This window comes from Curtobacterium uvaldense (assembly GCF_028307415.1).
GTDB lineage: Bacteria > Actinomycetota > Actinomycetes > Actinomycetales > Microbacteriaceae > Curtobacterium.
On record NZ_JAQMHU010000003.1, the window covers coordinates 99066 to 123014 of the forward strand.

21 protein-coding genes are annotated in these 23949 nt (G+C 71.9%); 2 read left to right on the forward strand and 19 right to left on the reverse strand.

What is annotated here, in order from left to right:
• Nucleotides 1-21 precede the first annotated feature (21 nt).
• The 10 genes from pyrF to PIJ49_RS03145 form a co-directional block, all read right to left on the reverse strand.
• Complete coding sequence (pyrF, locus tag PIJ49_RS03100) at nucleotides 22-906, reverse strand: orotidine-5'-phosphate decarboxylase (protein WP_081984888.1); 885 nt, start codon at nucleotides 904-906, stop codon at nucleotides 22-24.
• On the reverse strand, nucleotides 903-4181 hold the full coding sequence (carB, locus tag PIJ49_RS03105; RefSeq protein ID WP_271825756.1) for a carbamoyl-phosphate synthase large subunit: 3279 nt from the start codon (nucleotides 4179-4181) through the stop codon (nucleotides 903-905). Before carB ends, pyrF begins: the two co-directional genes overlap by 4 nt.
• A complete protein-coding gene (gene carA / locus PIJ49_RS03110; RefSeq protein WP_209682459.1) occupies nucleotides 4181-5410 on the reverse strand; it encodes a glutamine-hydrolyzing carbamoyl-phosphate synthase small subunit in 1230 nt (409 codons plus the stop codon). The genes carB and carA overlap by 1 nt, the downstream gene beginning before the upstream one ends.
• A complete protein-coding gene (locus PIJ49_RS03115) occupies nucleotides 5410-5952 on the reverse strand; it encodes a PH-like domain-containing protein (RefSeq protein WP_251155037.1) in 543 nt (180 codons plus the stop codon). The genes carA and PIJ49_RS03115 overlap by 1 nt, the downstream gene beginning before the upstream one ends.
• A gap of 16 nt (nucleotides 5953-5968) precedes the next feature.
• Nucleotides 5969-7342 (reverse strand): dihydroorotase, encoded by a 1374-nt coding sequence (locus PIJ49_RS03120; protein ID WP_271825758.1) that lies wholly within the window; start codon nucleotides 7340-7342, stop codon nucleotides 5969-5971.
• Nucleotides 7339-8301, reverse strand: coding sequence for an aspartate carbamoyltransferase catalytic subunit (locus tag PIJ49_RS03125; protein ID WP_066654539.1), 963 nt, complete (start codon nucleotides 8299-8301; stop codon nucleotides 7339-7341). The genes PIJ49_RS03120 and PIJ49_RS03125 overlap by 4 nt, the downstream gene beginning before the upstream one ends.
• The gene (gene pyrR, locus PIJ49_RS03130) at nucleotides 8298-8891 is read right to left on the reverse strand and encodes a bifunctional pyr operon transcriptional regulator/uracil phosphoribosyltransferase PyrR (RefSeq protein ID WP_066654541.1); all 594 of its coding nucleotides are present in this window, start codon (nucleotides 8889-8891) and stop codon (nucleotides 8298-8300) included. Before pyrR ends, PIJ49_RS03125 begins: the two co-directional genes overlap by 4 nt.
• A gap of 57 nt (nucleotides 8892-8948) precedes the next feature.
• Nucleotides 8949-9434, reverse strand: coding sequence for a transcription antitermination factor NusB (gene nusB / locus PIJ49_RS03135; protein ID WP_066654543.1), 486 nt, complete (start codon nucleotides 9432-9434; stop codon nucleotides 8949-8951).
• Nucleotides 9435-9445: 11 nt separating this feature from the next.
• Nucleotides 9446-10009 carry an elongation factor P gene (gene efp / locus PIJ49_RS03140; protein ID WP_058729119.1) on the reverse strand — a complete coding sequence of 188 codons (564 nt, stop codon included), beginning with the start codon at nucleotides 10007-10009 and terminating at the stop codon, nucleotides 9446-9448.
• 171 nt (nucleotides 10010-10180) lie between these two features.
• Nucleotides 10181-11869, reverse strand: coding sequence for an ABC1 kinase family protein (locus PIJ49_RS03145; RefSeq protein ID WP_066654545.1), 1689 nt, complete (start codon nucleotides 11867-11869; stop codon nucleotides 10181-10183).
• Nucleotides 11870-11995: 126 nt separating this feature from the next.
• On the opposite strand from PIJ49_RS03145, the gene PIJ49_RS03150 reads away from it, so the two are divergent.
• Nucleotides 11996-12496 (forward strand): hypothetical protein, encoded by a 501-nt coding sequence (locus PIJ49_RS03150; protein WP_271825765.1) that lies wholly within the window; start codon nucleotides 11996-11998, stop codon nucleotides 12494-12496.
• A 20-nt stretch (nucleotides 12497-12516) separates the two neighbouring features.
• Here the strand turns inward: PIJ49_RS03150 and aroB are convergent, their stop codons facing one another.
• The 9 genes from aroB to PIJ49_RS03195 form a co-directional block, all read right to left on the reverse strand.
• Nucleotides 12517-13614, reverse strand: coding sequence for a 3-dehydroquinate synthase (aroB, locus tag PIJ49_RS03155; RefSeq protein WP_442874590.1), 1098 nt, complete (start codon nucleotides 13612-13614; stop codon nucleotides 12517-12519).
• On the reverse strand, nucleotides 13611-14255 hold the full coding sequence (locus tag PIJ49_RS03160) for a shikimate kinase (RefSeq protein WP_400429041.1): 645 nt from the start codon (nucleotides 14253-14255) through the stop codon (nucleotides 13611-13613). The genes aroB and PIJ49_RS03160 overlap by 4 nt, the downstream gene beginning before the upstream one ends.
• Nucleotides 14252-15487: a chorismate synthase gene (aroC, locus tag PIJ49_RS03165; RefSeq protein ID WP_066658306.1), complete on the reverse strand. Its 1236-nt coding sequence runs from the start codon at nucleotides 15485-15487 to the stop codon at nucleotides 14252-14254. The genes PIJ49_RS03160 and aroC overlap by 4 nt, the downstream gene beginning before the upstream one ends.
• A gap of 55 nt (nucleotides 15488-15542) precedes the next feature.
• Nucleotides 15543-17132 carry an endolytic transglycosylase MltG gene (mltG, locus tag PIJ49_RS03170; RefSeq protein WP_235426335.1) on the reverse strand — a complete coding sequence of 530 codons (1590 nt, stop codon included), beginning with the start codon at nucleotides 17130-17132 and terminating at the stop codon, nucleotides 15543-15545.
• A gap of 89 nt (nucleotides 17133-17221) precedes the next feature.
• Nucleotides 17222-17665, reverse strand: coding sequence for a Holliday junction resolvase RuvX (gene ruvX, locus PIJ49_RS03175; RefSeq protein ID WP_066658313.1), 444 nt, complete (start codon nucleotides 17663-17665; stop codon nucleotides 17222-17224).
• A gap of 8 nt (nucleotides 17666-17673) precedes the next feature.
• Nucleotides 17674-20331 (reverse strand): alanine--tRNA ligase, encoded by a 2658-nt coding sequence (gene alaS / locus PIJ49_RS03180; protein WP_271825766.1) that lies wholly within the window; start codon nucleotides 20329-20331, stop codon nucleotides 17674-17676.
• A 56-nt stretch (nucleotides 20332-20387) separates the two neighbouring features.
• The gene (locus PIJ49_RS03185) at nucleotides 20388-20570 is read right to left on the reverse strand and encodes a hypothetical protein (RefSeq protein WP_271825767.1); all 183 of its coding nucleotides are present in this window, start codon (nucleotides 20568-20570) and stop codon (nucleotides 20388-20390) included.
• A gap of 136 nt (nucleotides 20571-20706) precedes the next feature.
• Nucleotides 20707-21336 (reverse strand): 30S ribosomal protein S4, encoded by a 630-nt coding sequence (gene rpsD / locus PIJ49_RS03190; RefSeq protein ID WP_066654559.1) that lies wholly within the window; start codon nucleotides 21334-21336, stop codon nucleotides 20707-20709.
• Between the two features lie 236 nt (nucleotides 21337-21572).
• The gene (locus tag PIJ49_RS03195) at nucleotides 21573-22973 is read right to left on the reverse strand and encodes a replication-associated recombination protein A (RefSeq protein ID WP_251159792.1); all 1401 of its coding nucleotides are present in this window, start codon (nucleotides 22971-22973) and stop codon (nucleotides 21573-21575) included.
• A 129-nt stretch (nucleotides 22974-23102) separates the two neighbouring features.
• Here PIJ49_RS03195 and PIJ49_RS03200 point away from each other — a divergent pair, with 129 nt between their 5' ends.
• Nucleotides 23103-23915, forward strand: coding sequence for a peptidylprolyl isomerase (locus PIJ49_RS03200; RefSeq protein ID WP_251159759.1), 813 nt, complete (start codon nucleotides 23103-23105; stop codon nucleotides 23913-23915).
• Nucleotides 23916-23949: the final 34 nt, after the last annotated feature.

Below are 23949 nucleotides of genomic sequence, written 5' to 3' on the forward strand. Positions count from 1 at the left end.
GGTCCGTGGGCGTCTGGTCCGTCACGCGGCGGCCCCGAGTGCGGCGTGGATGCGGTCCACGCGGTCCTGCACCAGCGCGGCGACCCCGTCCGGGCCGTCGGTCAGCAACCCGCGCGACTCGTTCACCAGGACCTGCTCGGCCCGCGCACCGTACCGGGCGCGCAGGTCCTCGATCCGGGCACCCTGGGCACCGAAGCCCGGGGCGAGCACCGGCGCGTTGCCGATGGCGCCCGCGTCGATGCCGAAGTCGTCGAGGTCGAGGGTGGCGCCGAGCACGAGCCCGACGTCCCCGAGCGGCTGCTCGCCGCCGGTCCGGTTGTCGTCTGCCACAGCAAGGACGATACCGGCAGCGACGGACCGTCCGGCACGCGGCCCCTCGGCGAGCACGGCCGTCTGGAGCACGCGCGCCTCCGGGTTGCTCGTCGCCGCGAGCACGAAGACGCCCGCACCGTTCCGTCGGGCGACGTCGACCGTGCCGGCGAGGGACCCGTACCCGAGGTACGGCGAGACCGTCATCGCGTCCGCCCGGAACGGCCCGTCGCGGTCGAGCCACGCGAGCGCGTAGTCGTCGCCGGTCGAGCCGATGTCGCCCCGCTTCACGTCGGCGACGACCAGGAGGCCCGCATCGCGTGCCCGACGCAGGGTCGCGTCGAGCGCGCGGTAGCCGGGGACCCCGGCCGCCTCGAAGAAGGCGATCTGCGGCTTCACGATCGCGGCGCGGCCGGCGGCCGCGTCGACCAGGGTCGCGCCGAAGGCGGTGAGGCCCTGCTCGTCGCGGCCGAGCCCCCACGCCGCCAGGGTGGCGGCGTGGGGGTCGATGCCGACGCACAGGGGGGAACGCTCCCCCACGGCGGCGGCGAGGCGGACACCGAAGGAGGCCGGGCCTCCCGTCCGTCCGTCGCTCACCAGGTCGCGCGCTCGAGCGCGTAGTCCTGCAAGCTGCGGGCGCTGAGCGGGGTGCCGATCGTCTCGATCGCGGCGACGGCCGCACCGAGCTGCGCGATCGTCGTGAAGAGCGGCTTGTCCGCGGCGACCGTGGCCGCACGGATCTCGTAGCCGTCCGCACGACCGGCGGCGCCGGAGGGCGTGTTGATGACGATGTCGACCGCGTCGCGGGCGAGCAGGTCGACCACGCTCTCACCGCCCTCGCTGTACTTGCCGACCAGGGTGACCTCGATGCCGTTGCGGCGCAGGACCTCGGCGGTCCCCTCGGTCGCGGTGATCGTGAAGCCGAGCTGCTGCAGGCGGTGCACGGGCAGGACGACCTGGCGCTTGTCGGTGTCCGCGACGCTCACGAAGACCGTGCCGCTCGTCGGCAGGCCGCCGTACGCGGCGTCCTGCGACTTGAGGAACGCCCGCGGGAAGTCGCGGTCGATGCCCATCACCTCGCCCGTGGAGCGCATCTCGGGGCTGAGCACCGAGTCGACGACCTGGCCGTCGTGGGTGCGGAAGCGGCGGAAGGGCAGCACGGCCTCCTTGACGGCGACCGGTGCCTGCGGCGGCACCGAGGAGCCGTCCCGCTCCGGCAGCATCCCCTCGGCGACGAGCGCGTCGATCGAGGTGCCGGTCATCACGCGGGAGGCCGCCTTGGCGAGCGGGATGCCGAGTGCCTTCGACACGAACGGGACCGTGCGGCTGGCGCGCGGGTTCGCCTCGAGGACGTAGAGCACGCCCGCACCGATCGCGAACTGCACGTTCAGCAGGCCCTGCACGCCGATGCCGCGGGCGATCTTCTCGGTGGCCTCGACCACGCCGCGGATCTCCGCCTTGCCGAGTCCGACCGGCGGCAGGGTGCAGGCCGAGTCGCCGGAGTGGATGCCGGCCTCCTCGATGTGCTCCATGATGCCGCCGACGTAGAGCCGCTCGCCGTCGAAGAGCGCGTCGACGTCGATCTCCACCGCGTCGTCGAGGAACCGGTCGACCAGCAGCGGCAGGTCCGGACCGATGATCGCCTGGTCGGCCATCCGGTCGAAGTAGTCCGCCAGGGCGGCCGGGTCGTAGACGATCTCCATGCCGCGTCCGCCGAGCACGAAGGACGGGCGGACGAGGACCGGGTAGCCGATCTCCTCGGCGACCGCGGTCGCGCTCGCGAGGTCGTGGGCCGTGCCGTTCCGCGGTGCGAGCAGCCCGGCCTGCTCGAGGATCGCGGCGAACTGGCCACGCTCCTCGGCGGAGTCGATCGCGCTCGGGGTCGTGCCGAGGATCGGGATGCCGGCGGCCTCGAGGGGCTTCGCCAGGCCGAGGGCGGTCTGCCCGCCGAGCTGGACGACGACGCCGACCAGCTCACCGGAGGCCGCCTCGGCCTCGATGACCTCGAGGACGTCCTCGGTGGTGAGCGGCTCGAAGTAGAGCCGGTCCGAGGTGTCGTAGTCGGTGGAGACCGTCTCGGGGTTGCAGTTGATCATGATCGTCTCGTAGCCGGCGTCGCTCAGTGCGAACGAGGCGTGCACGCACGAGTAGTCGAACTCGACGCCCTGACCGATGCGGTTCGGGCCGGAGCCGAGGATGACGACCTTCTTCCGGTCGCTCGGGGCGACCTCGGTCTCCGCGTCGTACGACGAGTAGTGGTACGGCGTGAGGGCCGGGAACTCACCGGCGCAGGTGTCCACCGTCTTGAAGACCGGGCGGATGCCGAGCGCGTGACGGGCGTCGCGTGCCTCCTGCTCGGAGATGCCGCGCAGGGACGCGATCTGGGCGTCGCTGAAGCCGTGCTCCTTCGCCCAGCGCAGGGTGTCCGCGTCGAGCGTCTCCGCCGCACGCACCTCGTCGGCGACCTCGTTGATGAGGACGATCTGGTCGATGAACCACGGGTCGATCTTCGTGGCCTCGAACACCTCGTCCGCAGTGGCGCCGGCGACCAGGGCCTGCTGCACGGTCACGATGCGACCGTCGGTCGGCACCTGGGCCCTCGACAGCAGCGCGTCCTTGTCGAGCTCGGCCGCCGGGGTGTCCCAGTGGAAGCTCGACCCGCGCTTCTCGAGGCTCCGCAGGGACTTCTGCAGCGCCGTTGCGTAGTTGCGGCCGATGGCCATCGCCTCGCCGACGCTCTTCATGGTCGTGGTGAGCGTGGCGTCGGCCGCCGGGAACTTCTCGAACGCGAACCGCGGGGTCTTCACGACGACGTAGTCGAGCGTCGGCTCGAAGCTCGCCGGCGTCACCCGGGTGATGTCGTTCTCGATCTCGTCGAGGCGGTACCCGATCGCGAGCTTCGCGGCGATCTTCGCGATCGGGAAGCCGGTCGCCTTCGACGCGAGCGCGGACGAGCGGGAGACACGCGGGTTCATCTCGATGACGATCAGGCGCCCGTTCGACGGGTCGACCGCGAACTGGATGTTGCAGCCACCGGTGTCGACACCGACGCGACGGATGATGTCGATGCCGATGTTCCGCATGTTCTGGTACTCACGGTCGGTCAGCGTCAGCGCGGGGGCGACGGTGATCGAGTCACCCGTGTGCACGCCCACCGGGTCGACGTTCTCGATCGAGCAGATCACGACCGTGTTGTCGAAGTTGTCCCGCATCAGCTCGAGCTCGTACTCCTTCCAACCGAGGATGGACTCCTCGAGGAGCACCTCGGTGGTCGGGCTGGACTGCAGGCCGTCGCCGACGAAGCGGACGAGCTCCTCCTCGTTGTACGCGAAGCCGGAGCCGAGACCGCCCATGGTGAAGGACGGCCGGACGACGAGCGGGTAGCCGAGGTCCTGCGCGAACGCCTTCGCCTCGTCCAGCGTGTGCGCGATGTGGCTGCGGGCGACGTCGGCGCCGGACTCGAGCACGAGCTCCTTGAAGAGCTGGCGGTCCTCGCCGCGCTGGATCGCGTCGACCTTCGCACCGATGAGCTCGACGTCGTACTTCGCGAGGATGCCCTCGGCGTCGAGCTTGATCGCGGCGTTGAGCGCCGTCTGGCCGCCGAGCGTCGGCAGGACCGCGTCCGGACGCTCGATCTTGATGATCTCCTCGAGCGAGGCGCTGGTGATCGGCTCGATGTACGTCGCGTCGGCGAAGTCCGGGTCGGTCATGATCGTCGCCGGGTTCGGGTTGACGAGGATGACCCGGACGCCCTCGGCGCGGAGCACGCGGCACGCCTGGGTGCCGGAGTAGTCGAACTCGGCGGCCTGACCGATGACGATCGGGCCCGAGCCGATGACGAGGACGGAGTTGATGTCTGCGCGCTTCGGCATCAGTTGCTGCTTTCGTTCTGCGCGGCCGACGCGCCGGCGTCGGTCGTCGGGTCGGCTGCGGGGGTCGTGGCGGTGGCGGTCGCCGCGTCGAGCGGCTCCCCGTCGCGTCGCGCACGGACCAGGTCCGCGAACCGGTCGAACAGGTACATGGAGTCGTGCGGGCCGGCCGCCGCCTCGGGGTGGTACTGCACGCTGAACGCGGGCACGTCGAGCGCGCGGAGGCCCTCGACCACGTCGTCGTTCAGGGAGTAGTGCGAGACCTCGACCCGCCCGAACCCGGCCGGCGACTCGAGCACCTCGCCCAGGGGCGCGTCGACCGCGAAGCCGTGGTTCTGGCTCGTGATCTCGACCTTGCCGGTGGCGGTGTCGAGCACGGGCTGGTTGATGCCGCGGTGGCCGAACGGCAGCTTGTACGTGCCGAAGCCGAGCGCGCGACCGAGGAGCTGGTTGCCGAAGCAGATGCCGAAGAACGGGCGGCCGGTCCGCAGGGACTCCTGCAGCAGGGACACCTGCGCGTCGCTCGCGGCGGGGTCACCCGGGCCGTTCGAGTAGAACAGCGCGTCCGGGTCGAGCTGCTGCAGCGCCTCGGACGTGATGTCCTGCGGCACGACGTGCACCTCGAACCCGCGCTCGGCGAGGTAGCGGGTGGTCGAGGCCTTGACACCGAGGTCGAGCACGGCGAGCCGGCCGATCTGCTCGCCGACGGCGGGGACCACGTAGGTCTCCGGGGTCGACACGATCGACGAGAAGCTCGCGCCGGTCATCGCGGCCTGCTCGCGCACGGCCCGGAGCTGCTCCTCGGCGGACAGGTCCGCGTCGGCGCCGCTGAACACGCCGCCCTTCATGGCGCCGGCGTCGCGGATCCGGCGGGTGAGCGCGCGCGTGTCGATCCCGGAGATGCCGACGATGCCGTCGCGCACCAGGTGGTCGTCCAGCGTCGCGTTCGCGCGGTGGTTCGACACGACGCGGCTGGGGTCGCGCACCACGTACCCGGCGACCCAGATGCGACGGGACTCGGGGTCCTCGTCGTTGACACCGGTGTTGCCGATGTGCGGCGCGGTCTGCACCACGATCTGTCCGGCGTAGGACGGGTCGGTCAGCGTCTCCTGGTAGCCGGTCATGCCGGTGGCGAAGACGACCTCTCCCAGGGATCGGCCTCGGGCGCCGTACGCCCGTCCGTCGTAGCGGGTGCCGTCCTCGAGGACCAGTACGGCCCGTTCGCGTGTCATCAGTTCGTCCCTTCGCCCGCGGTGTGCGGGTGTTCGTGCGTCGTCGTCAGTCCCTGCAGGGCGGCGAGTGCTGCTGCGCCGCCCTCCGGGAACCGGAAGTAGGTGTCGAGGTCCGTCGCTGCTGCGGCGCCGGTCGCCGTCCATCGCAGACGGACCAGTCCCCCGGGTTCGACCACGCGGTCGATGGCCGCGGTGGCCCGGTCGGCGCCGCGGACGGCGGTCGCGGCGATCCACCGGTCCTCGGCTCCGGCGTGGTGCAGGACCACGCCGGTGTCGTGCACGGTCACGCCGCCGCGGCCCCGGAACCCGAGACCGCCTGCCGTGATCCGCTCGAGCGGCGCGTCGGCGCGGGTCGTCGCGACCGTGAACCCGTCCCACGACCCGACCGCCGGTCCCAGCCCGGTCGGGACCGGGACCGGAGGCACGGCTGCCGTCTGCGCGCGGGTCCGGGTCCGCCAGGTGCGCGCCATCGCGACGAACAGCGCGGCCACCAGGAGCAGGATCGCCGCTCCGGTCAGCCAGCGCAGCGCGTCGCCGCTCACCGTGTCACCGCCCGGCTCACGCGGACGCCGCCTTCGTCGACCGCGCCGACGGGGTCGCGGCTGCGGCCGCGGCGACGGTCTCGGTGTCGACGAGCACGCCGTCGAGCAGCGTCGGGTAGCCGTGGTGGAAGGTCGCGACCACCCTGCCGGGCAGCCGCATGCCGAGGTACGGCGAGTTCTGCGACTGGCCGTGCAGGTCGTCGACCGAGAACTCCCGCACCGCCGCGGGGTCGTACAGCGTCAGCTCGGCGGGGGCACCCTCGGCGATGCGCTGACCGTGCCCCTCGACCTGGCCGATGCGCGCCGGTGCCTCGGACAGCACGCGGGCGACGTCGGCCCAGTCGAGCCGGCCGTCCTCGACCACGGCGGCGTGCACGACGCTCAGCGCGGACTCGAGCCCGACCATGCCGTTCGCCGCGGCCGGCCACTCGCAGCACTTCGCCTCGGCGGTGTGCGGCGCGTGGTCGGTCGCGACGATGTCGATCGTGCCGTCGGCCAGTGCTCCGCGCAGCGCGTCGACGTCCTCGCGGGAGCGCAACGGTGGGTTCACCTTGTACCGGGCGTCGTACCCGGGTGCGCCGTCGATCCCCGCGATGAGGTCCTCGGTCAGGGTCAGGTGGTGCGGTGTGACCTCGGCGGTGACGTCGATGCCGCGGGACTTCGCCCAGCGGATCACCTCGACGCTGCCGGCGGTCGAGACGTGGCAGACGTGCAGCCGTGCGCCCACGTGGTCGGCGAGCAGGACGTCGCGGGCGATGATCGCCTCCTCGGCGACGGCCGGCCACCCGGCGAGCCCGAGCTCCGACGAGAGCCGGCCCTCGTTCATCTGCGCGCCGATCGTCAGCCGGGGCTCCTGCGCGTGCTGTGCGAGCACACCGCCGAAGCCCTTGACGTACTCGAGCGCCCGGCGCATGAGGAGCGGGTCCGACACGCAGGAGCCGTCGTCCGAGAACACCCGGACCCGGGCGCGCGAGGTCGCCATCGCGCCGATCTCGGACAGGTGCGTGCCCTGCAGCCCCTGGGACACCGCGCCGATCGGGCGGACCGTCACGTACCCGGCGTCGTCGCCGAGCGCCTGCACCTGCTCGACCACACCGGCGGTGTCGGCGACCGGCGACGAGTTCGCCATCGCGTTCACCGCGGTGAAGCCGCCGGCTGCCGCGGCCCGCGAGCCGGTCAGGACGGTCTCCGACTCCTCGGAGCCGGGCTCACGGAGGTGCGTGTGGAGGTCCACGAGCCCGGGCAGGGCGAGCAGACCGTCCGCGTCCACGACCGTCGCGCCGACCGTGTCGAGACCGGAGCCGACCGCGGTGATGCGTCGTCCCTCCAGGCGGATGTCGGCACGCGAGCCGTCGACCAGCTGGGCGCCGCGGATGAGGTGGGCGGTCATGCGACGGGCTCCTTCGGTTCGTGCTCGCCGGTCAGGGCGAGGTACAGGACGGCCATGCGGACCGACACGCCGTTGGCGACCTGCTCGACGACGGTCGAGCGCGGGTCGTCGGCGGCGACGCCGGCGATCTCCAGGCCGCGGTTCATCGGGCCCGGGTGCATGATCAGCGTGCGCTCCGAGAGGGCCGCCGCCCGTGCCGCCGTCAGGCCGAAGTGCCGCGTGTACTCGCGCGGGTTCGGGAAGAACGCGTCGTTCATCCGCTCCTGCTGGATGCGGAGCAGCATCACGACGTCCGGGTCCTCCCCGAGGGCGGCGTCCAGGTCGTGGTGCACGGCGGCGCCGAACGGACGGTCGACCGCGGGCAGCAGCGTGGGCGGCGCGGCGAAGGTCACCTCGGCACCGAGCGTGCGCAGCAGCCAGGCGTTGCTCCGGGCGACACGGCTGTGCAGGACGTCACCGACGATCGCCACGCGGACGCCGTCGAGCGCCCGGCCGCGGCTGTCGGTGCCGTGGATCCGTCGGCGCATCGTGAAGGCGTCGAGCAGGGCCTGCGTCGGGTGCTCGTGCGTCCCGTCACCGGCGTTCACGACCGGGACGTCGATCCAGTCGGCCTCGGCGAGGACCCGCGGGGCTCCCGACGCCGGGTGGCGCATGACGATGCCGTCGATGCCCATCGCACCGAGGGTCTGCACGGTGTCCTTCAGCGACTCGCCCTTCGAGACGCTGGAGCCCTTCGCCGCGAAGTTGATGACGTCGGCGGAGAGCCGCTTGGCGGCTGCCTCGAACGAGATGCGGGTCCGGGTCGAGTCCTCGAAGAACAGGTTCACGACGGTCTTGCCGCGGAGGGCCGGGAGCTTCCGGACCTCGCGGGTGTTGACCTCGGCCATCTCCTCGGCGACGTCGAGGATCCGGACGGCCTCGGCGCGCGACAGGTCGGCGGTGGAGAGCAGGTGCTTCACGGGGCGACCCCCTGCTCGTGCTGCGGCGTGTGCTGCGGCGTCTCGTGCTGCTCGATGACGACCTCGTCGGTGCCGTCCGTCTCGGTCAGGCGCAGCGTGACCCGCTCGTCGGCGGCCGTCGGCAGGTTCTTGCCGACGTGGTCCGCCCGGATGGGCAGTTCGCGGTGGCCGCGGTCGACGAGCACCGCGAGCCGCACCGCCCGGGGCCGGCCGATGCCCTGCAGGGCGTCGAGCGCTGCCCGCACGGTGCGACCCGAGTAGAGCACGTCGTCGACCAGCACGACGACCTTGCCGTCGATGCCGCTCGTCGGGATCGTCGTGCGGTGCGGCGCACGACCGATGCCGTGGCCGAGGTCGTCCCGGTGCATCGTGACGTCGAGCGTGCCGAGCCGCTGGTCGCGGTCCGCTGCCCACTCGGGTTCGATGTCGGCCAGGACGCGGTCGAGCCGCTCGGCCAGGACGGCACCCCGTGTCGGGATGCCCAGGAGCACGAGGTCCGAGGCGCCGTGGTTGGCCTCGAGGATCTCGTGCGCGATGCGTGTCAGAGCACGCGTGATGTCGGGGTGTTGCAGGACCGTTCTGGTGCCCACGCCGACCTCCTTCCCCGCCTCACCGGACGGACTTAAAGGATGCTGACGTGGACAACCCTACTCGGACTCCTGGTCCCCCGCGACAGTCCGACCGGACGGTGCGGCAGCCTCGTCGGCGCTCCGACCGGACGGTGCACGGCCGCCCGCGACGGCGCCGAGGACGCCGTTCACGAAGCCGGCCGAGTCCTCCGTCGAGAGCGACTGCGCGAGCTCGACCGCCTCGGCGATCGCGACCGCGTCCGGGACCTCCGGGTTGTACCGGAGCTCCCAGACGCCCATCCGGAGGATGCAGCGGTCGAGGACGGGCATGCGGGCGACGGACCACCCCTGCGCGTGCTCGACGATCACCTTGTCGATCGCCGCGCGGTCGTCGTCGATGCCGGTGACGATCTGCCGGGCGTAGTCCCAGCTCGAGGCGCGCTCGGGCTGGTCGAGGTGCCGTACCGTCTCGGTCGCCAGGACGTCCGCGATCGGGAGCTCACGCACCTCGGCGACGTAGAGCATGTCGAGGGCGCGCTTGCGGGCCTTCGAACGAGCACTCATGTGGTCGGCGCCTAGTTGTTGACGCGGCCGAGGAAGCTGCCGTCGCGCGTGTCGATCTTCACGGTGGTGCCGTTCTCCAGGTACAGCGGCACCTGGATGCGGTGACCGGTCGCGATGATGGTCGCGTCCTTCGTGCCACCGGAGGAACGGTCGCCCTGCAGGCCCGGCTCGGTCTCGACCTCGGTGACGATCGACGTCGGGAGCTCGATGTACAGCGGGTTGCCCTCGTTCATCGCGATGGTGACCATGGCGGACTCGAGCAGGTAGTTCTTGGCGTCGCCGACGACGGTCTCCGACACGGGGACCTGGTCGTACGTGTCGGTGTCCATGAAGACGTAGGACTCGCCGTCCTGGTACAGGTACTGGTAGTCGCGGCGGTCCACGGTCGCGGTGTCGATCTTCGCGCCGGCGTTGAACGTGCGGTCGACGACCTTGCCCGAGACGACGTTCTTGAGCTTGGTGCGGACGAAGGCGCCGCCCTTGCCCGGCTTCACGTGCTGGAACTCGACGACCGACCAGAGCTGCCCGTCGATGATGAGAACGGCGCCGTTCTTGATGTCAGTGGTACTCGCCATGGGTCTTCCGTTCGATGGTGTTGTGAAGGTCTCCCGGACGTGCGTCCGGTCCCGGCGACGGCGGGGTGTGCCCGCGCCGACGCCCCGTCGAGTGTAGCGGACGGGCACGGACCGGCCGGGGCGGGGCGCAGTGCGGGCGGCGGCGTGGCTGCCCGGCCGGCCACCCGTGGGTCACCGCCGGCGTCGAGCCCGCCACGCGTCGATCGCGGCCCACACCAGCAGCACCACGGCGGTACCGCCCAGGATCCCGCCCGCGGCGCCGGTCGAGAGCACCGCGGTCGGCCGCGCCGGCGAGGCGAGGTACACGATCGCCAGCACGCCGGCGCCCGCTCCGAGCAGGACGAGCAGGACGCGCCGGACCAGACCGGAGACCACCTCGCGGTCCCGCCGGTCCGAGAACAGCCGGATGTTCACCGCGAACCTGCCGGTCTCGAGCGCCTCGGTGATCCGGTCGACCCGCCGGGGCAGCTTGCGCGCGGCCGACACCACGCCGAAGAGCTCACGGACCGCGAGGTCCCGGACCGCTCGCGGTCGGAGCTGGTCGCGGATCTGCCGCCTGGCCAGGTCGCGGGACTCCTCGAGCAGGTCGAACGACGGCGCGAGGCTGCGCAGGGTGCCCTCGAAGATCGCCAGCGCGCGGGCCGCGGCGACGAAGTCCGGCGGCGGCTTGAGCCGGTAGCGCCCGAACACGGCGACGGCGTCGTCCACCGTCTCGACGCCGATCCGTGCACCGGGCCCGAGCTCGTCCGCGACGAACGCGGCGATGTCCCGGCGGAAGTCCGGCTCGTCCTCGACGTCGCGCACCGGGGCCATGCGCATCACCGCGTCCGCGATCCGCTCGGTGTCGTCCTGGATGTAGCCGGCGAGCAGGTCCTGCACGGTGCTCCGCAGGCCCGGGTCGAGCCGACCGACGGACCCGAAGTCGATCAGGGCCGGACGGCCGTCGGGCAGCAGCACGACGTTGCCCGGGTGCAGGTCAGCGTGGTAGATCCCGTCGAAGACGATCTGCCGGAGGAAGGCGTCGAGGACGGCCCGCATCGGGGCGTCGAGGTCCTGACCGCCCCCGGCGGCCCGGACCGCGCTGAGCGTCTCGCCCTCGAGGAACTCCATCACCATCACCCGACGCCCGGAGAGGTCGCGGTACGGCTCGGGGTAGGCGACCGCGTCCGGTCGGGCGCTCCGCGCCTGCGCCGCACGCAGTGCGGTGAGGTTCCGCATCTCCGACGTGAAGTCCACCTGCCGCACGAGGTCGTCGGCGTACTGCTGCGCGACGTCCGCGACGCCGACCTGTCGTGCCTCGGTGCTCGTCCGGGCCAGGAACCTGACGACCCGCAGCGCGATGTCGACGTCGCGCCGGACCGCGGCGTCGATCCCGGGTCGCTGGACCTTCACGGCGACGACGGTGCCGTCACGGAGGGTGGCCCGGTGCACCTGCGCGATGGACGCAGCGGCGACCGGTTCGGTGTCGAAGGACGCGAACACCTCGTCGACGGGCGCGCCCAGCTCCTCCTCGAGGAGCGCCGCGACCTCGACCGCGTCGGCGGGGCGGACGCTGCGCTGCAGGTGCGCGAGCCCCTCGGTCCACTCGTCCGGCAGCAGGTCGTCGCGCGTCGACAGGAGCTGTCCCATCTTCACGAACCCGCCGCCCGCCTCCTCGAGGGCGCGACGCAGGTGCTCGGCCTGCCGCCGCCGCAGGTCCGACGTCTCCGGGTCGCGTGAGAAGTCGAGCCGTCGGAACGGCACCAGTTCGTGGCGGCGGGCGATCGACAGGAGTTCGGCGAAGCGTCGGGCACGGGTACGCAGGCTGCCGGCGGCGACGTCCTGCTGGCCGAGGTCGCTCAGGCGGGGCGGGGTGGGCACCGCCCCAGTCTGCTCCCCGGGCCTGCGGGCCTGCCCCGTCCCTGCACAGCCGGGAGGCACAGTTCACCGCCCACAGGTCGGCTGACCGGACGCGTCAGGTCAGGTCCACTGCACGACCCTCGTGGCATGGACACTGCACTCACCACCGCCGCGATCGCTGCGACGGCGTCGATCGCCGCAGCCGTCGTCAGCTGGTTCGGCGCGTTCCAGGCGCGACGGTCCGCGGACCGCGACCATGCCTGGACACGGTTCGTCTGGGCGCTCGCTCGTCGACGGGACAGCCCGGAGTACGACATCTCGAAACGTGTGCTCGTGGCACTCGAAGACGTAGCGTGGTGGTCCGAACCGGACCGGCGGCTCGCCACCCAGGCGCTGCGTCGCATCATCGCCGCCGAAGCCCAGCCCGACCCCACCACGACGACCATCGCGGAAGGACCGGATCAGATGCCGCTCCGGAGACCACTCCCTGACGCACCGGATCTCGACCTCGACGGGCGCGAGCAGTACTACGCGTGGGTGAACGGAGCCACCGTCGACGAGTTCCGCGAATGGAAGCGGACCGACGTCCTCACCGTGTCGCTCCGCGTCAAGTGGTGGTGGCGTCGCACACGCCGCAAGCTCCGCTGACCGGACCGGTCGCCGGTGGGCTAGACGCCGACCTCCTGGTACGCGGTGAACAGCAGGTGGTCCTCCGGACCCTCGAGGGTGGCGGGCTTGCCGACCCCGTCGAGGATGATGAAGCGCAGCATGCCCACTCGTGCCTTCTTGTCGCGCCGCATCGTCGCGAGCAGGCCCTCCCAGCGACCGAGGCCGTAGGTCGTCGGCAGCTCCAGCGACTCGAGGATCGAGCGGTGCCGGTCGACGGTGGCGTCGTCCAGGTGGCCCGTCAACCGGGCGAGCTCCGCGGCGAACACCATGCCGACGGACACCGCCGCGCCGTGTCGCCACTGGTAGCGCTCGGCGTGCTCGATCGCGTGCCCGAGAGTGTGCCCGTAGTTGAGGATCTCCCGACGCCCCTGCTCGGTGAAGTCCTCCGACACCACCTCGGCCTTCAGCGCGATCGCGAGCTCGACCACGCGGCGGAACTCGGGCGTCGTCGGGTCGGTGACGCGGGCGACGTCGGCCTCGATGACGTCCAGGATCTCGGGGACGGCGATGAAGCCGGCCTTCACGATCTCGGCGAACCCGGTGAGCACGTCGTTCCTCGGCAGCGTCCGGACGAGGTCGAGGTCGGCGACCACCGCGCGCGGGTGGTGGAACGCCCCGACCAGGTTCTTGCCCTCGTTGGTGTTGATGCCGGTCTTGCCGCCGACGCTCGCGTCGACCAGCCCGAGCACGCTCGTCGGCATCGCCAGGAACGGCACCCCGCGGAGCCACGTCGCCGCGACGAACCCGGCGAGGTCGGTGACGGCTCCCCCGCCGAGCCCGATGACGGCGTCGGTCCGGGTGAAGTCCGCCTGCCCCATGACCTGCCAGCAGAACGCGGCGACCTCGACGCGCTTGGCGGCCTCGGCGTCCGGGACCTCGGCGATCAGTGCGTCGAGACCGGCCTCGACGAGGACGGCACGCAGCTCGTTCGCCCGCGCTCCCAGGGTCGGTGCGTGCACGATGAGCACCTTCGCAACGCGGGGTCCGAGCAGCGACGGGACCGAGCCGGACAGGTCGTTGCCGACCACGACGAGGGACCCGCCCTCGCCGCCGACCCGGATCTCGGTGGTGCCCTCGGGCAGGTTCGACGCGGTCACGGTGTCCCTCCGGTGGTGTGCTCCTGGTCGGAGCCGATGTGCTCCTCAGCGGAGTCGGTGCGCTCCTCGGCGGAGCCGGTGCGCTCCTCGCCGGAGCCGGTCTGCTGCTCGGTCACCCACGCGACGACGTCCCGGACGACGTGCGACATCGGGCGGCGCGACGTGTCGAACGTCGCGTGTGCGAGCTCGGCGTAGGTCGCCGCCCGCTCGTCGGCGATGGTCTGCCACGCGTCGATCCCGCCCTGCGCGAGGAGCGGCCGGTCGGTCCCCGCGATCCGGGCTGCGACGGCCTCGGGTGACACGGTGAGCAGCACGACCCGGGCGCCACGCAACGCAGCACGGGTGTCCGGGTGCGTCACGGCTCCCCCACCGACGGAGACCACACCGCCGGTCGCGACGGCTGCGCGCACGGCCTCGGCCTCGAGCGCGCGGAACGCCGGCTCACCGCGGTCGGCGAAGATCCCCGGGATCGGGCCGTGCTCCCGCGCGATCACGCGATCGGTGTCCGTGAACGGCACGCCCAGGGCCTTGGCGACGCGCTTGCCGACGCTCGACTTGCCGGCCCCCATCGGCCCGATCACGACGACCGGCGCACCGGTGCCCGCGAGACCGCCGGTGGTCGACGCGTCGGCGCCGCTCACCGGACGGTCGTGGGCTCGGCCGCGCGCGACTCAGCGCCGTCCGTCCGGCGGGTGCGCAGGGTCTCCGGCAGGGCCGCCAGGTACGCGTCGAGGTTGCGCTTCGTCTCGGTCAGGCTGTCGCCGCCGAACTTCTCGAGCACGGCATCGGCGAGCACGAGCGCGACCATGGCCTCGGCGACGACGCCCGAGGCCGGCACCGCGCAGACGTCGCTGCGCTGGTGGTGGGCGGCCGCGTCCTCGCCGGTGGCGACGTCGATGGTGTGCAGGGCGTGCGGCACGGTCGCGATGGGCTTCATGCCCGCGCGGACACGGAGCACCGTCCCGGTGGACATGCCGCCCTCGGTCCCGCCGGCGCGGTCGCTCGTCCGGACGATCTCGCCGTCCTCGCGGTACAGCTCGTCGTGCGCCTCGGACCCACGGCGTCCCGCGGTGGCGAACCCGTCGCCGACCTCGACGCCCTTGATCGCCTGGATGCCCATGATCGCCGCGGCGAGTCGTGCGTCGAGACGACGGTCCCAGTGCACGTGGGAGCCGAGCCCCGGCGGGACGCCGTAGAACAGGACCTCGACGACCCCGCCGAGGGTGTCGCCGTCCTTCTTCGCCGCCTCGACCTCGGTGACCATCCGCGCGGAGGTCTCCGGGTCGGCACAGCGGAGCTGGTCCTCGTCCAGGCGGTCGACGTCGTCGGGCAGGGGCAGCGGCGTGCCGTCGGGCACGCGGACGGTGCCGACCTGCAGGGTGTGCGCGATCGAGCGGATGCCGAGCTCGGCCAGGAAGGACTTCGCGACCGCGCCGAGGGCGACCCGCGCCGCCGTCTCGCGAGCGGACGCGCGTTCGAGGATCGGTCGGGCCTCGTCGAACCCGTACTTCTGCATGCCGACCAGGTCGGCGTGTCCGGGACGCGGTCGGGTCAGGGGCGCGCTGCGACCACGGGACATCTCGGTCGACTCGACCGGCTCGGGGCTCATGACCTCGACCCACTTGGGCCACTCGGTGTTGCCGATGCGGATGGCGATCGGGCTGCCGAGCGAGTACCCGTGGCGGACCCCGCCCGAGACGTGGAGCTCGTCCTGCTCGAACTTCATCCGCGACCCGCGCCCGTAGCCGAGCTTCCGACGCGCGAGGTCGGCGCGGATGGACTCGAACGACACCGGGACGCCCGCGGGCAGGCCCTCGAGCATCGCGATGAGTTCGGGTCCGTGGGACTCACCAGCGGTCAACCAACGAAGCATGTCGACCATCCTCCCACAGGGTCCGGTCGTGCGACGCGACCGGACCGCCGCGGGCCTACTGGTACTCGGGGTGTGCGCGGAGCCAGGCCTGGAACTGCTTCACGGCCACCTGGTGCTCCGCGTACGTGTCCGAGAAGACGGTCTCACCCGTGTCGAGGTCGACCGTCACGAAGTAGAGCCACTTCCCGTCGGCCATGTTCGTGACGGCCTTGATGGCCAGGTCGCCGGGGTTCGAGATCGGTGCCGGGGGCAGACCCTTGTGCACGTAGGTGTTGTACGCGTTGCCCGCGTCCGCTCGCTCCTCGTCGGTCGTGGTCACCTTGTGCGTGTTGCCCGTCCCGTAGGCGACGGTCGCGTCCGACTGCAGCGCCATGTCGATGTCGAGCCGGTTCTGGAACACCCGCGCGACCTTCGGGTAGTCGGCAGCCAGGCCGGCCTCCTTCTGCACGAGCGAGGCGAAGACGACGACCCGCTCCTGGTCACCCTCGGCCACGCCGGCGGCGGCCAGGTGCTCCTTCATCGTGTCGACCATCGACTGGAAGTACTGCTTCGCGGTCCACCCGGGGTTGATCGGGTACGTCGCCGGGAAGAGCCATCCCTCGAGCGTCGTCACGCCGGACGGGAGCCCGTACGCCTGCACGTCCTTCGCCGCTGCACTGACCTCGGCCTCGGTCAGCCCCGCCTTCGAGACCATCCCCGCCTCGATGTCCTGCAGCGCGGTCCCCTCGGGGATCACGATCGAGGCCTGGACGCGGTTGTCGGAGTCCTTGAGTGCGTCGAGCGCGGCCTTCGAGCTCATCTCCTTCTTGAGCTCGTACGAGCCCGGCTGGAACGAGACGTCCGGTGAGGTCAACAGCAGCTTGTAGAACACCTTCGAGCTCTTCACGACACCGCTGCGCTGCAGGGTCTTCGCGACGTCCTCGCCGATGTCGCCCTGCTTGATGGTCACGGTGACCTTGCTCGTCCCGTCGCCGGTGTAGTCGTCGGGCTCACTGGACCCGCCGATCGCACTGAGCACCTGCTGCACCTTGGGTGCGGCGAAGGCGTACGCGCCGACGCCGCCGCCCAGGACGAGGGCGACGATCACGATGCCCGCCACGAGCGGGCCACGTCGCCGCTTCGGCCGCGGTTCGCGTGGCGGCCGGGAGGCTCCCCCGCCTCCGGCACCACGCCCACGTCCGCCTCCGGTACCGCCGGTTCCCCGGTCGGCTCCGGCAGGCCCGCCCGCGGCGGCAGCGGAACCGTCGACGACGCCCGCGTCACGCGTGGCCCGGCCCGGGCCGGCCTCGGCCCGCGCCGCACGCACCGCCTGCGCATCGGGCGCCCGGAGCTCCCCGGTCAGGAGTGCTCGGACGTCCGGGTGGAGCTCGTCGTCCGACCGCGCGACCGGGGCGTCCGCCGGCGATGCCGGTCGCGTCGCCGCCGTCGAGGGCTGCGACGCCGGGTCCTGGTCCGCCGGACGACGACCGTCGGTGTCCTCCGCCGGCGCCCGCCGCGCCCGCTCGGACTCGGCTGCCTCGGCAGCACGCGCCTCACGACGGGACATCGGTCGGTCGGGCTCGGCGTCGGGGTCGGTGGGGCGACGTCGCCGCCCTGCGTCGTCACCGGGCGCGATGATCGCGTCCCAGTCCAGGTCGTCTGCCAAGGGATCCTCGGTCTCTCGGGTCGGGGGCTCCACCTGGGCCCCGTCGGTCCGGGAACGACGGTCTCCCGACCCGTCCCGGGGCCGGTCGGTCAGGGGAGCGTTGCGCCGGGAGCGGCGCTGGACGCACGCTCGTGGTCGAGCGCGTGTTGCAGGATGATAACAGCGGCCGCTTGGTCGATCACGGCGCGGGACTTCTTGGTGTTCTTCCCGGCCTGGTGCAGACCGCGCTGCGCCGTCACCGTCGAGAGCCGTTCGTCGACCAGCCGTACGGTCCGGTGCTCGGCCAGCCGCTCCGCGAAGCCCCTGGCATCGGCGGTCGACGGGGTGTCGTCACCCGACATCGAGAGCGGCAGCCCCACGACGATCTCGAGCACGTCGTACTCGTCGGCCAGTTCGACGATCCGGCGCACGTCGGTCGCCTGGGCCCGGGGCACCGTCTCGACCGGGGTGGCCAGCAGGCCGTCGCGGTCGCAGACCGCGACGCCGATGCGGGCCTTGCCGACGTCGACGCCGAGCCGGCGGCCCGGACGCACCGACACGATCAGCCCGCCAGTCGTGCGGTCACGGCGCGCAGCGCCGCGGGCAGCGCCGCCGCATCGGTGCCACCGCCCTGGGCGAGGTCGGGCTTGCCGCCGCCACCGCCGCCGAGGACACCGGCTGCCTCCTTGGCGAGGGGACCCGCCTGCATGCCGGCCGACCGCGCCGCGTCGTTCGTCGCGACGATCACCACGGGCTTGCCGCTGATCACGGCACCGAGCACCACGACCGCGGCACCGTCCCCGAGCTGACCGCGCACGCCCGTCGCGAGGGCACGCAGGTCGTCCCCGGACTGCAGGCCGTCGACCGTCTCGGCGACCACGGTGACCGCGCCGACCGTCTCGGCCCGGCGTGCGATCGACGGCACCCGCTGCTGCAGGTTGGCGGACTCGAACTCGGCGATCCGCTTCTGGGCGGTGCGCAGGTCCTCCATCAGGCCCTGCACGCGGGTCGGCAGGTCCTCACGGGGAGCCTTCAGCGCACTCGAGAGCTGCGACACGATCGTCCGCTCGACGGCCAGGTCGCGGAAGCCCTCGAGTCCGACGAGGGCCTCGACGCGACGGTTGGTCGAGCCGACGCTCGACTCGCCGACCAGGTTGACGAGGCCGACCTGCGCGCTGGAGGCGACGTGGGTGCCACCGCAGAGCTCGCGCGACCACGGACCACCGATGTCGACCATGCGGACCTCGGCGCCGTACTTCTCGCCGAACAGCGCCTGCGCACCGAGCGCCTTGGCCTCGTCGAGCGGCAGCACGCGCGTCTGCACCGCGAGGTCCGAGCGGATCGCCGCGTTCACGACCTCCTCGATCTCCGAGCGGGTGGCACCGGAGACCGGCTGCGACCAGGAGAAGTCGAGGCGCATGTAGCCCGCCTTGTTGTACGAGCCGGCCTGCAGGGCCTCCGGTCCGAGCACGTCGCGCAGCGCCGCGTTGACCAGGTGCGTCGCCGAGTGCGCCTGGGTCGCGCCGCGGCGGTACTCGCCGTCGACGACCGTCGTGGCGGCGTCACCGACGCCGACCTCGCCGGAGCGGACCTGCACGGTGTGGCTCCAGAGCCCGGCGACCGGGCGCTGCACGTCGAGCACCTCGAGGTCGAAGCCGTTGCCGACGATCGACCCCTGGTCGGCGTCCTGACCGCCGGACTCGGCGTACAGGGACGTCTCACCGAGGATCACCTCGGCGATGTCTCCGGCGACAGCGCGGTCGACGCTGACGCCGCCCACGATGATGCCGAGCACGGCGGACTCGGCCTCGAGCGCGTCGTAGCCCAGGAAGACCGTCTCGCCCTTCGCGCGGAAGGCGCTGTAGACACTGAGGTCGGCGAGGGCGGTCTTCTTGCTCTTCGCGTCGGCCTTGGCGCGGGCACGCTGCTCCGACATCAGGGTCTCGAACGCCCCGCGGTCGACCCGGACGCCGGCCTCGTCCGCCATCTCCATCGTCAGGTCGATCGGGAAGCCGAACGTGTCGTGGAGGAGGAACGCGGTGTCGCCGCCGATCGAGGGGGCACCGTCCTGCTTCGCGCGCTCGACCGCGACGTCGAGGATCGTGGTGCCCTGCGCCAGCGTGCGGAGGAACGTCTCCTCCTCCGCGTAGGCGATCCGGGCGATCCGGTCGTAGTCACCGGCGACCTCCGGGTAGGCCTCGCGCATGGCGTCGCGCGACGCCGGGAAGAGCTGCGGGAAGGTCGCACCCTCGACGCCGAGCAGGCGCATGGCGCGCACCGTGCGGCGGAGCAGACGGCGGAGGATGTACCCGCGGCCCTCGTTCGACGGGGTGACGCCGTCCGCGATGAGCATGAGCGACGATCGGACGTGGTCGGCGATGACCCGCATCCGGACGTCGTCCTCGTGCACGGCGCCGTACTGACGGCCCGAGATCGCTGCGGCGCGGTCCAGCACCGGACGCACCTGGTCGATCTCGTACATGTTGTCGACGCCCTGCTTGATGAAGGCGACGCGCTCGAGCCCCATGCCCGTGTCGATGTTCTTGTTCGGCAGTTCGCCGGTGATCGTGAAGTCGTACTTCGACCGGACGTCGGCGATCTGGTACTGCATGAACACCAGGTTCCAGATCTCGACGTAGCGGTCGTCGTCGGTCGCCGGGCCTCCGTCGATGCCGTACTCCGGGCCGCGGTCGAAGAAGATCTCGGAGCACGGGCCGGCGGGTCCGGGCTGCCCGGTCGACCAGTAGTTGGTGTCCTTGCCGAGGCGCTGGATCCGGTCGTCCGGCAGCGACGAGTGCTGCTTCCAGAAGGCGATCGCCTCGTCGTCGTCCTCGTAGACCGTGACCCACAGGTCGTCGGCCGAGAACCCGAGGCCGCCGTCCGACTCCGGCGTCGTCAGGAACTGCCAGGCGTACTGGATCGCCTGCTCCTTGAAGTAGTCCCCGAAGGAGAAGTTGCCGTTCATCTGGAAGAACGTGCCGTGCCGAGGGGTCTTGCCGACCTCCTCGATGTCGTTGGTCCGGATGCACTTCTGCACGCTCGTCGCGCGCGGGTACGGTGCGGGGACCAACCCGGTCAGGTACGGGATGAACGGGACCATGCCGGCGACCGTGAAGAGCAGCGACGGGTCGTCCGAGACGAGCGACGCGGACGGGACGACGGTGTGTCCGCGGTCGCCGAAGAACTGGAGCCAACGGCGGCGGATCTCTGCGGTCTGCATGGTGCTTCCTGATTCAGGTCGGCGGAGGGTGCGTGGGAGCTGGGGCGCGGTGACGCTCAGGCGTCGGTGCGGAGTTCGGCCTCGCGGGAGCGGTACCCGTCGGCGACGGCGTCGGTGAACGCCTTCGTCTTGGCGTTCACGTCCGCGAAGAGGCGGGCGCCGCCGGGTGTGTTCGCGATCCGGTGCGCGGCGGCGAAGCCGATGACGACGCCGACGGCGACGAAGAACAGCTGCTTCACGGTGCCTCTCCCTCTCCCTCTCGCGCACGCGAGCGGTGCGTGCCCGAACGAGTGTAGTGGCGTGGGACGGCCGGGACGCCGAACGGCGGGCCGTCCTCCTGAGAGGACGACCCGCCGTTCGGGCGTGATCCGTGTATCAGCGAGCTGCGTAGTACTCGACGACGAGCTGCACTTCACAGGTCACGGGGACCTCGGCGCGCTTCGGGCGACGGACCAGGCGGGCCTGGAGCTTCTCGATCTCGACCTCGAGGTAGCCCGGGACCTTCGGCAGGACCTCGAGGTGACCACCGGCAGCGGCGACCTGGAGGGGCTCGAGGGACTCGGAGCGCTGCTTGACGTGGATCATCTGGCCCTCCTTCACGCGGAAGGAGGGACGGTCGACGAGCTTGCCGTCGACCAGGATGTGACGGTGCACGATCAGCTGGCGCGCCTGCGCGGTGGTGCGGGCGAAGCCGGCACGCAGCACGAGGGCGTCGAGGCGCTGCTCGAGGAGCTCGACCAGGTTCTCACCGGTCAGGCCCTTCGTCTTGCGGGCCTCTTCGAAGACGATGCGGAGCTGCTTCTCGCGGATGCCGTACTGGGCGCGCAGACGCTGCTTCTCACGGAGGCGGACGGCGTAGTCGCTGTCCGCACGACGGCGGGTACGGCCGTGCTCACCGGGGCCGTAGGGGCGCTTCTCGAGGTAGCGGGCCGCCTTCGGCGTCAGCGGGATGCCGAGCGCGCGCGAGAGGCGGGTCTTGCTGCGGGTGCGTGACTTGGTAGACACAGGGTCCTTTTCTCTGTCTGAACTGAATGACTCGCCGGACACGGCACGCACTCGTGCGCGCGGTCCCGGCGACGGGATCCAGAGGGATGAGCCTGTGGGATCGGACGGCTACAGTCCGAACCTCTGTCCCCGTCCCGCCGGAGCGGGACTCTGTCCTCGGCGCAGCCGCACGCGAGGACCAGGACGTAGGCCCGTCAACGATAGCAGCATCGAGAGGCCCGGAGAAGCACCGGGCGTCACTCGCCGCGGGTGATCTTCCGGAGTCGCTCGAGCCGGGGCCCGACCTCACGCTCGTACCCGTTGCCGGTCGGCGTGTAGTACTCCGTGCCCTCGAGGGCGTCGGGCAGGTACTGCTGCCGGGCGACCCCGTGCTCGGCGTCGTGCGAGTAGACGTAGCCCTTGCCGTGCCCGAGCCGCTTCGCGCCGGGGTAGTGCGCGTCGCGCAGGTGCGCCGGGACGACGCCCATCCGCCCGGCCTTGACGTCCGCCACCGCCGCGTTCACGCCGTTGTAGGACGCGTTCGACTTCGGGGCCGTCGCCAGGTAGACCACGGCCTCGGCCAGCGGGATGCGCCCCTCGGGCATCCCGATGAGCTGCACCGCCTGCGCGGCCGCGACGGCGATCGGCAGGGCCTGCGGGTCCGCCATGCCGATGTCCTCGGACGCCGAGATGATGATGCGCCGTGCGATGAACCGCGGATCCTCGCCGGCCTCGATCATCCGTGCGAGGTAGTGCAGCGCGGCGTCGACGTCGCTCCCCCGGACCGACTTGATGAATGCGCTGATGACGTCGTAGTGCTCGTCGCCCTGTCGGTCGTACCGCAGCAGGGCACGGTCCACCGCGGCGGCCACCGTGTCGGCGTCGACCAGCGGCACCCTCTCGACGTCGTCGAGGGCGACGTCGTCGCGCGGTTCGTCCTCGTCGTCGTCCGCATCGCCGGTGCGCGCCGCGATCGCGGAGGACGCGGCGGCCTCGAGCGCGGTGAGGGCCCGACGCGCGTCGCCGGATGACAGCCGGACGATCGCCGAACGAGCGTCGTCCCCGAGGACGACCGAGCCGCCCAGGCCCCTCGGGTCCTCGACCGCCCGGTCCACGAGCATGCCGAGGTCCTCGTCCGTGAGCGGCTTGAGGGTGAGCAACAGGGAACGGGAGAGCAGCGGGGAGATCACGGAGAACGAGGGGTTCTCGGTCGTCGCGGCGATGAGGATGACCCACCCGTTCTCGACACCGGGCAGCAGCGCGTCCTGCTGGGCCTTGCTGAAGCGGTGGATCTCGTCGAGGAACAGCACGGTGGTCGAGCCGTACAGGTCGCGGTGCGTGAGGGCCTTCTCCATGACCTCGCGCACGTCCTTCACGCCGGCCGTCACGGCCGAGAGCTCCACGAACTCGCGACCGGACTGCCGCGCGATCGCCTGTGCCAGGGTCGTCTTGCCGGTGCCGGGCGGACCCCAGAGGATCACCGACACCCCGCCGGGGTTCTCACGCGTCCCGGTGGCGAGCTGCACCAGCGGACTGCCCCGCCCGAGCAGGTGCTGCTGCCCCGCGACCTCGTCCAGGCTCGTCGGACGCATCCGCACCGCCAGCGGGACGGACCCCTGAGCCAACCCGGCGCGACCACCCGTCGTGGGCGCGCGCATGCCCGATCGATCCGCTGCCATGCTCCGATGGTAGGCCGGACCGCCGACGTGCTGCGTGCCTCCAGGCCGGGCGTCCCCCTCGGTCCGCTACGCTCGTCGGCACAGTCGACGAGAGGTCCGATCAGCACCGTGGCACCGAAGAACCAGGCGCGCGACAACCGCGAGGCGCGTGAGCGGCTCCGTCTGTACCAGGCCCGACAGGGCCTGCACGACCGGCAGCGACGCCGGAGGGTGCGGGACAACGTCGTCGGCGCGGGTGTGCTCGTGCTCGTGGCGGCGCTCGCCACCGGGTCGCAGCTCGCCTTCGCAGGATCGCGGGCCGGCGATGCACCGGACGCGAGCGCGAGTGCCACGTCCACCCCGACCCCGTCGGCGAGTGCGACGGCCGGCAACACCGGGAAGGTGCCGAGCAAGGGCATCGCGGACGGGGCGACCTGGACCGGCACGCTGACGCTGAACAAGGACGTCGAGCTCGGCATCGAGCTCGACGGCGCGGCCGCTCCGCAGGCGGCGAGCGTGGAGATCGACCTCATCCGGAAGCAGTTCTACGAGGGCACCACCTGCCACCGGTTGGCCGACAGCGCCGACTTCCGGTTCCTGCAGTGCGGCTCGGCGAACGGCGACGGCACGGGTGACGCCGGGTTCCAGTACGGCCCGCTCGAGAACGTCCCGAGCGACGGCCGCTACGCCGAGGGCACGCTGGCGATCGCGCGCGGCGCGTCGCCGTACTCGCAGTCCACGCAGTTCTTCATCGTCTACGGCGACACGACGCTCGACGGCTCGACGGGCGGCTACACCGTGGTCGGCAAGGTCACGAGCGGGCTCGGCGACCTGGAGCGCGAGATCACCTCGAAGGGCATCGCGTCGACGGGGTCCGACGGCACCGGCGAGCCGGAGGTCGCCACGACGATCACCGGCGCGACCATCCGGAAGGACGGCTGACCGGACCGGGTCGCCACGGACCCGGGTCCGCGGT

Coding starts and splice junctions, on each gene's coding strand:
- efp (WP_058729119.1), bottom strand. CDS start 10,009: ATGGCGAGTACCACTGACATCAAGAACGGCGCCGTTCTCATCATCGAC.
- nusB (WP_066654543.1), bottom strand. CDS start 9,434: ATGAGTGCTCGTTCGAAGGCCCGCAAGCGCGCCCTCGACATGCTCTAC.
- PIJ49_RS03150 (WP_271825765.1), top strand. CDS start 11,996: ATGGACACTGCACTCACCACCGCCGCGATCGCTGCGACGGCGTCGATC.
- PIJ49_RS03195 (WP_251159792.1), bottom strand. CDS start 22,973: ATGCGCGCGCCCACGACGGGTGGTCGCGCCGGGTTGGCTCAGGGGTCC.
- aroC (WP_066658306.1), bottom strand. CDS start 15,487: ATGCTTCGTTGGTTGACCGCTGGTGAGTCCCACGGACCCGAACTCATC.
- PIJ49_RS03120 (WP_271825758.1), bottom strand. CDS start 7,342: ATGACCGCCCACCTCATCCGCGGCGCCCAGCTGGTCGACGGCTCGCGT.
- carA (WP_209682459.1), bottom strand. CDS start 5,410: ATGACACGCGAACGGGCCGTACTGGTCCTCGAGGACGGCACCCGCTAC.
- carB (WP_271825756.1), bottom strand. CDS start 4,181: ATGCCGAAGCGCGCAGACATCAACTCCGTCCTCGTCATCGGCTCGGGC.
- alaS (WP_271825766.1), bottom strand. CDS start 20,331: ATGCAGACCGCAGAGATCCGCCGCCGTTGGCTCCAGTTCTTCGGCGAC.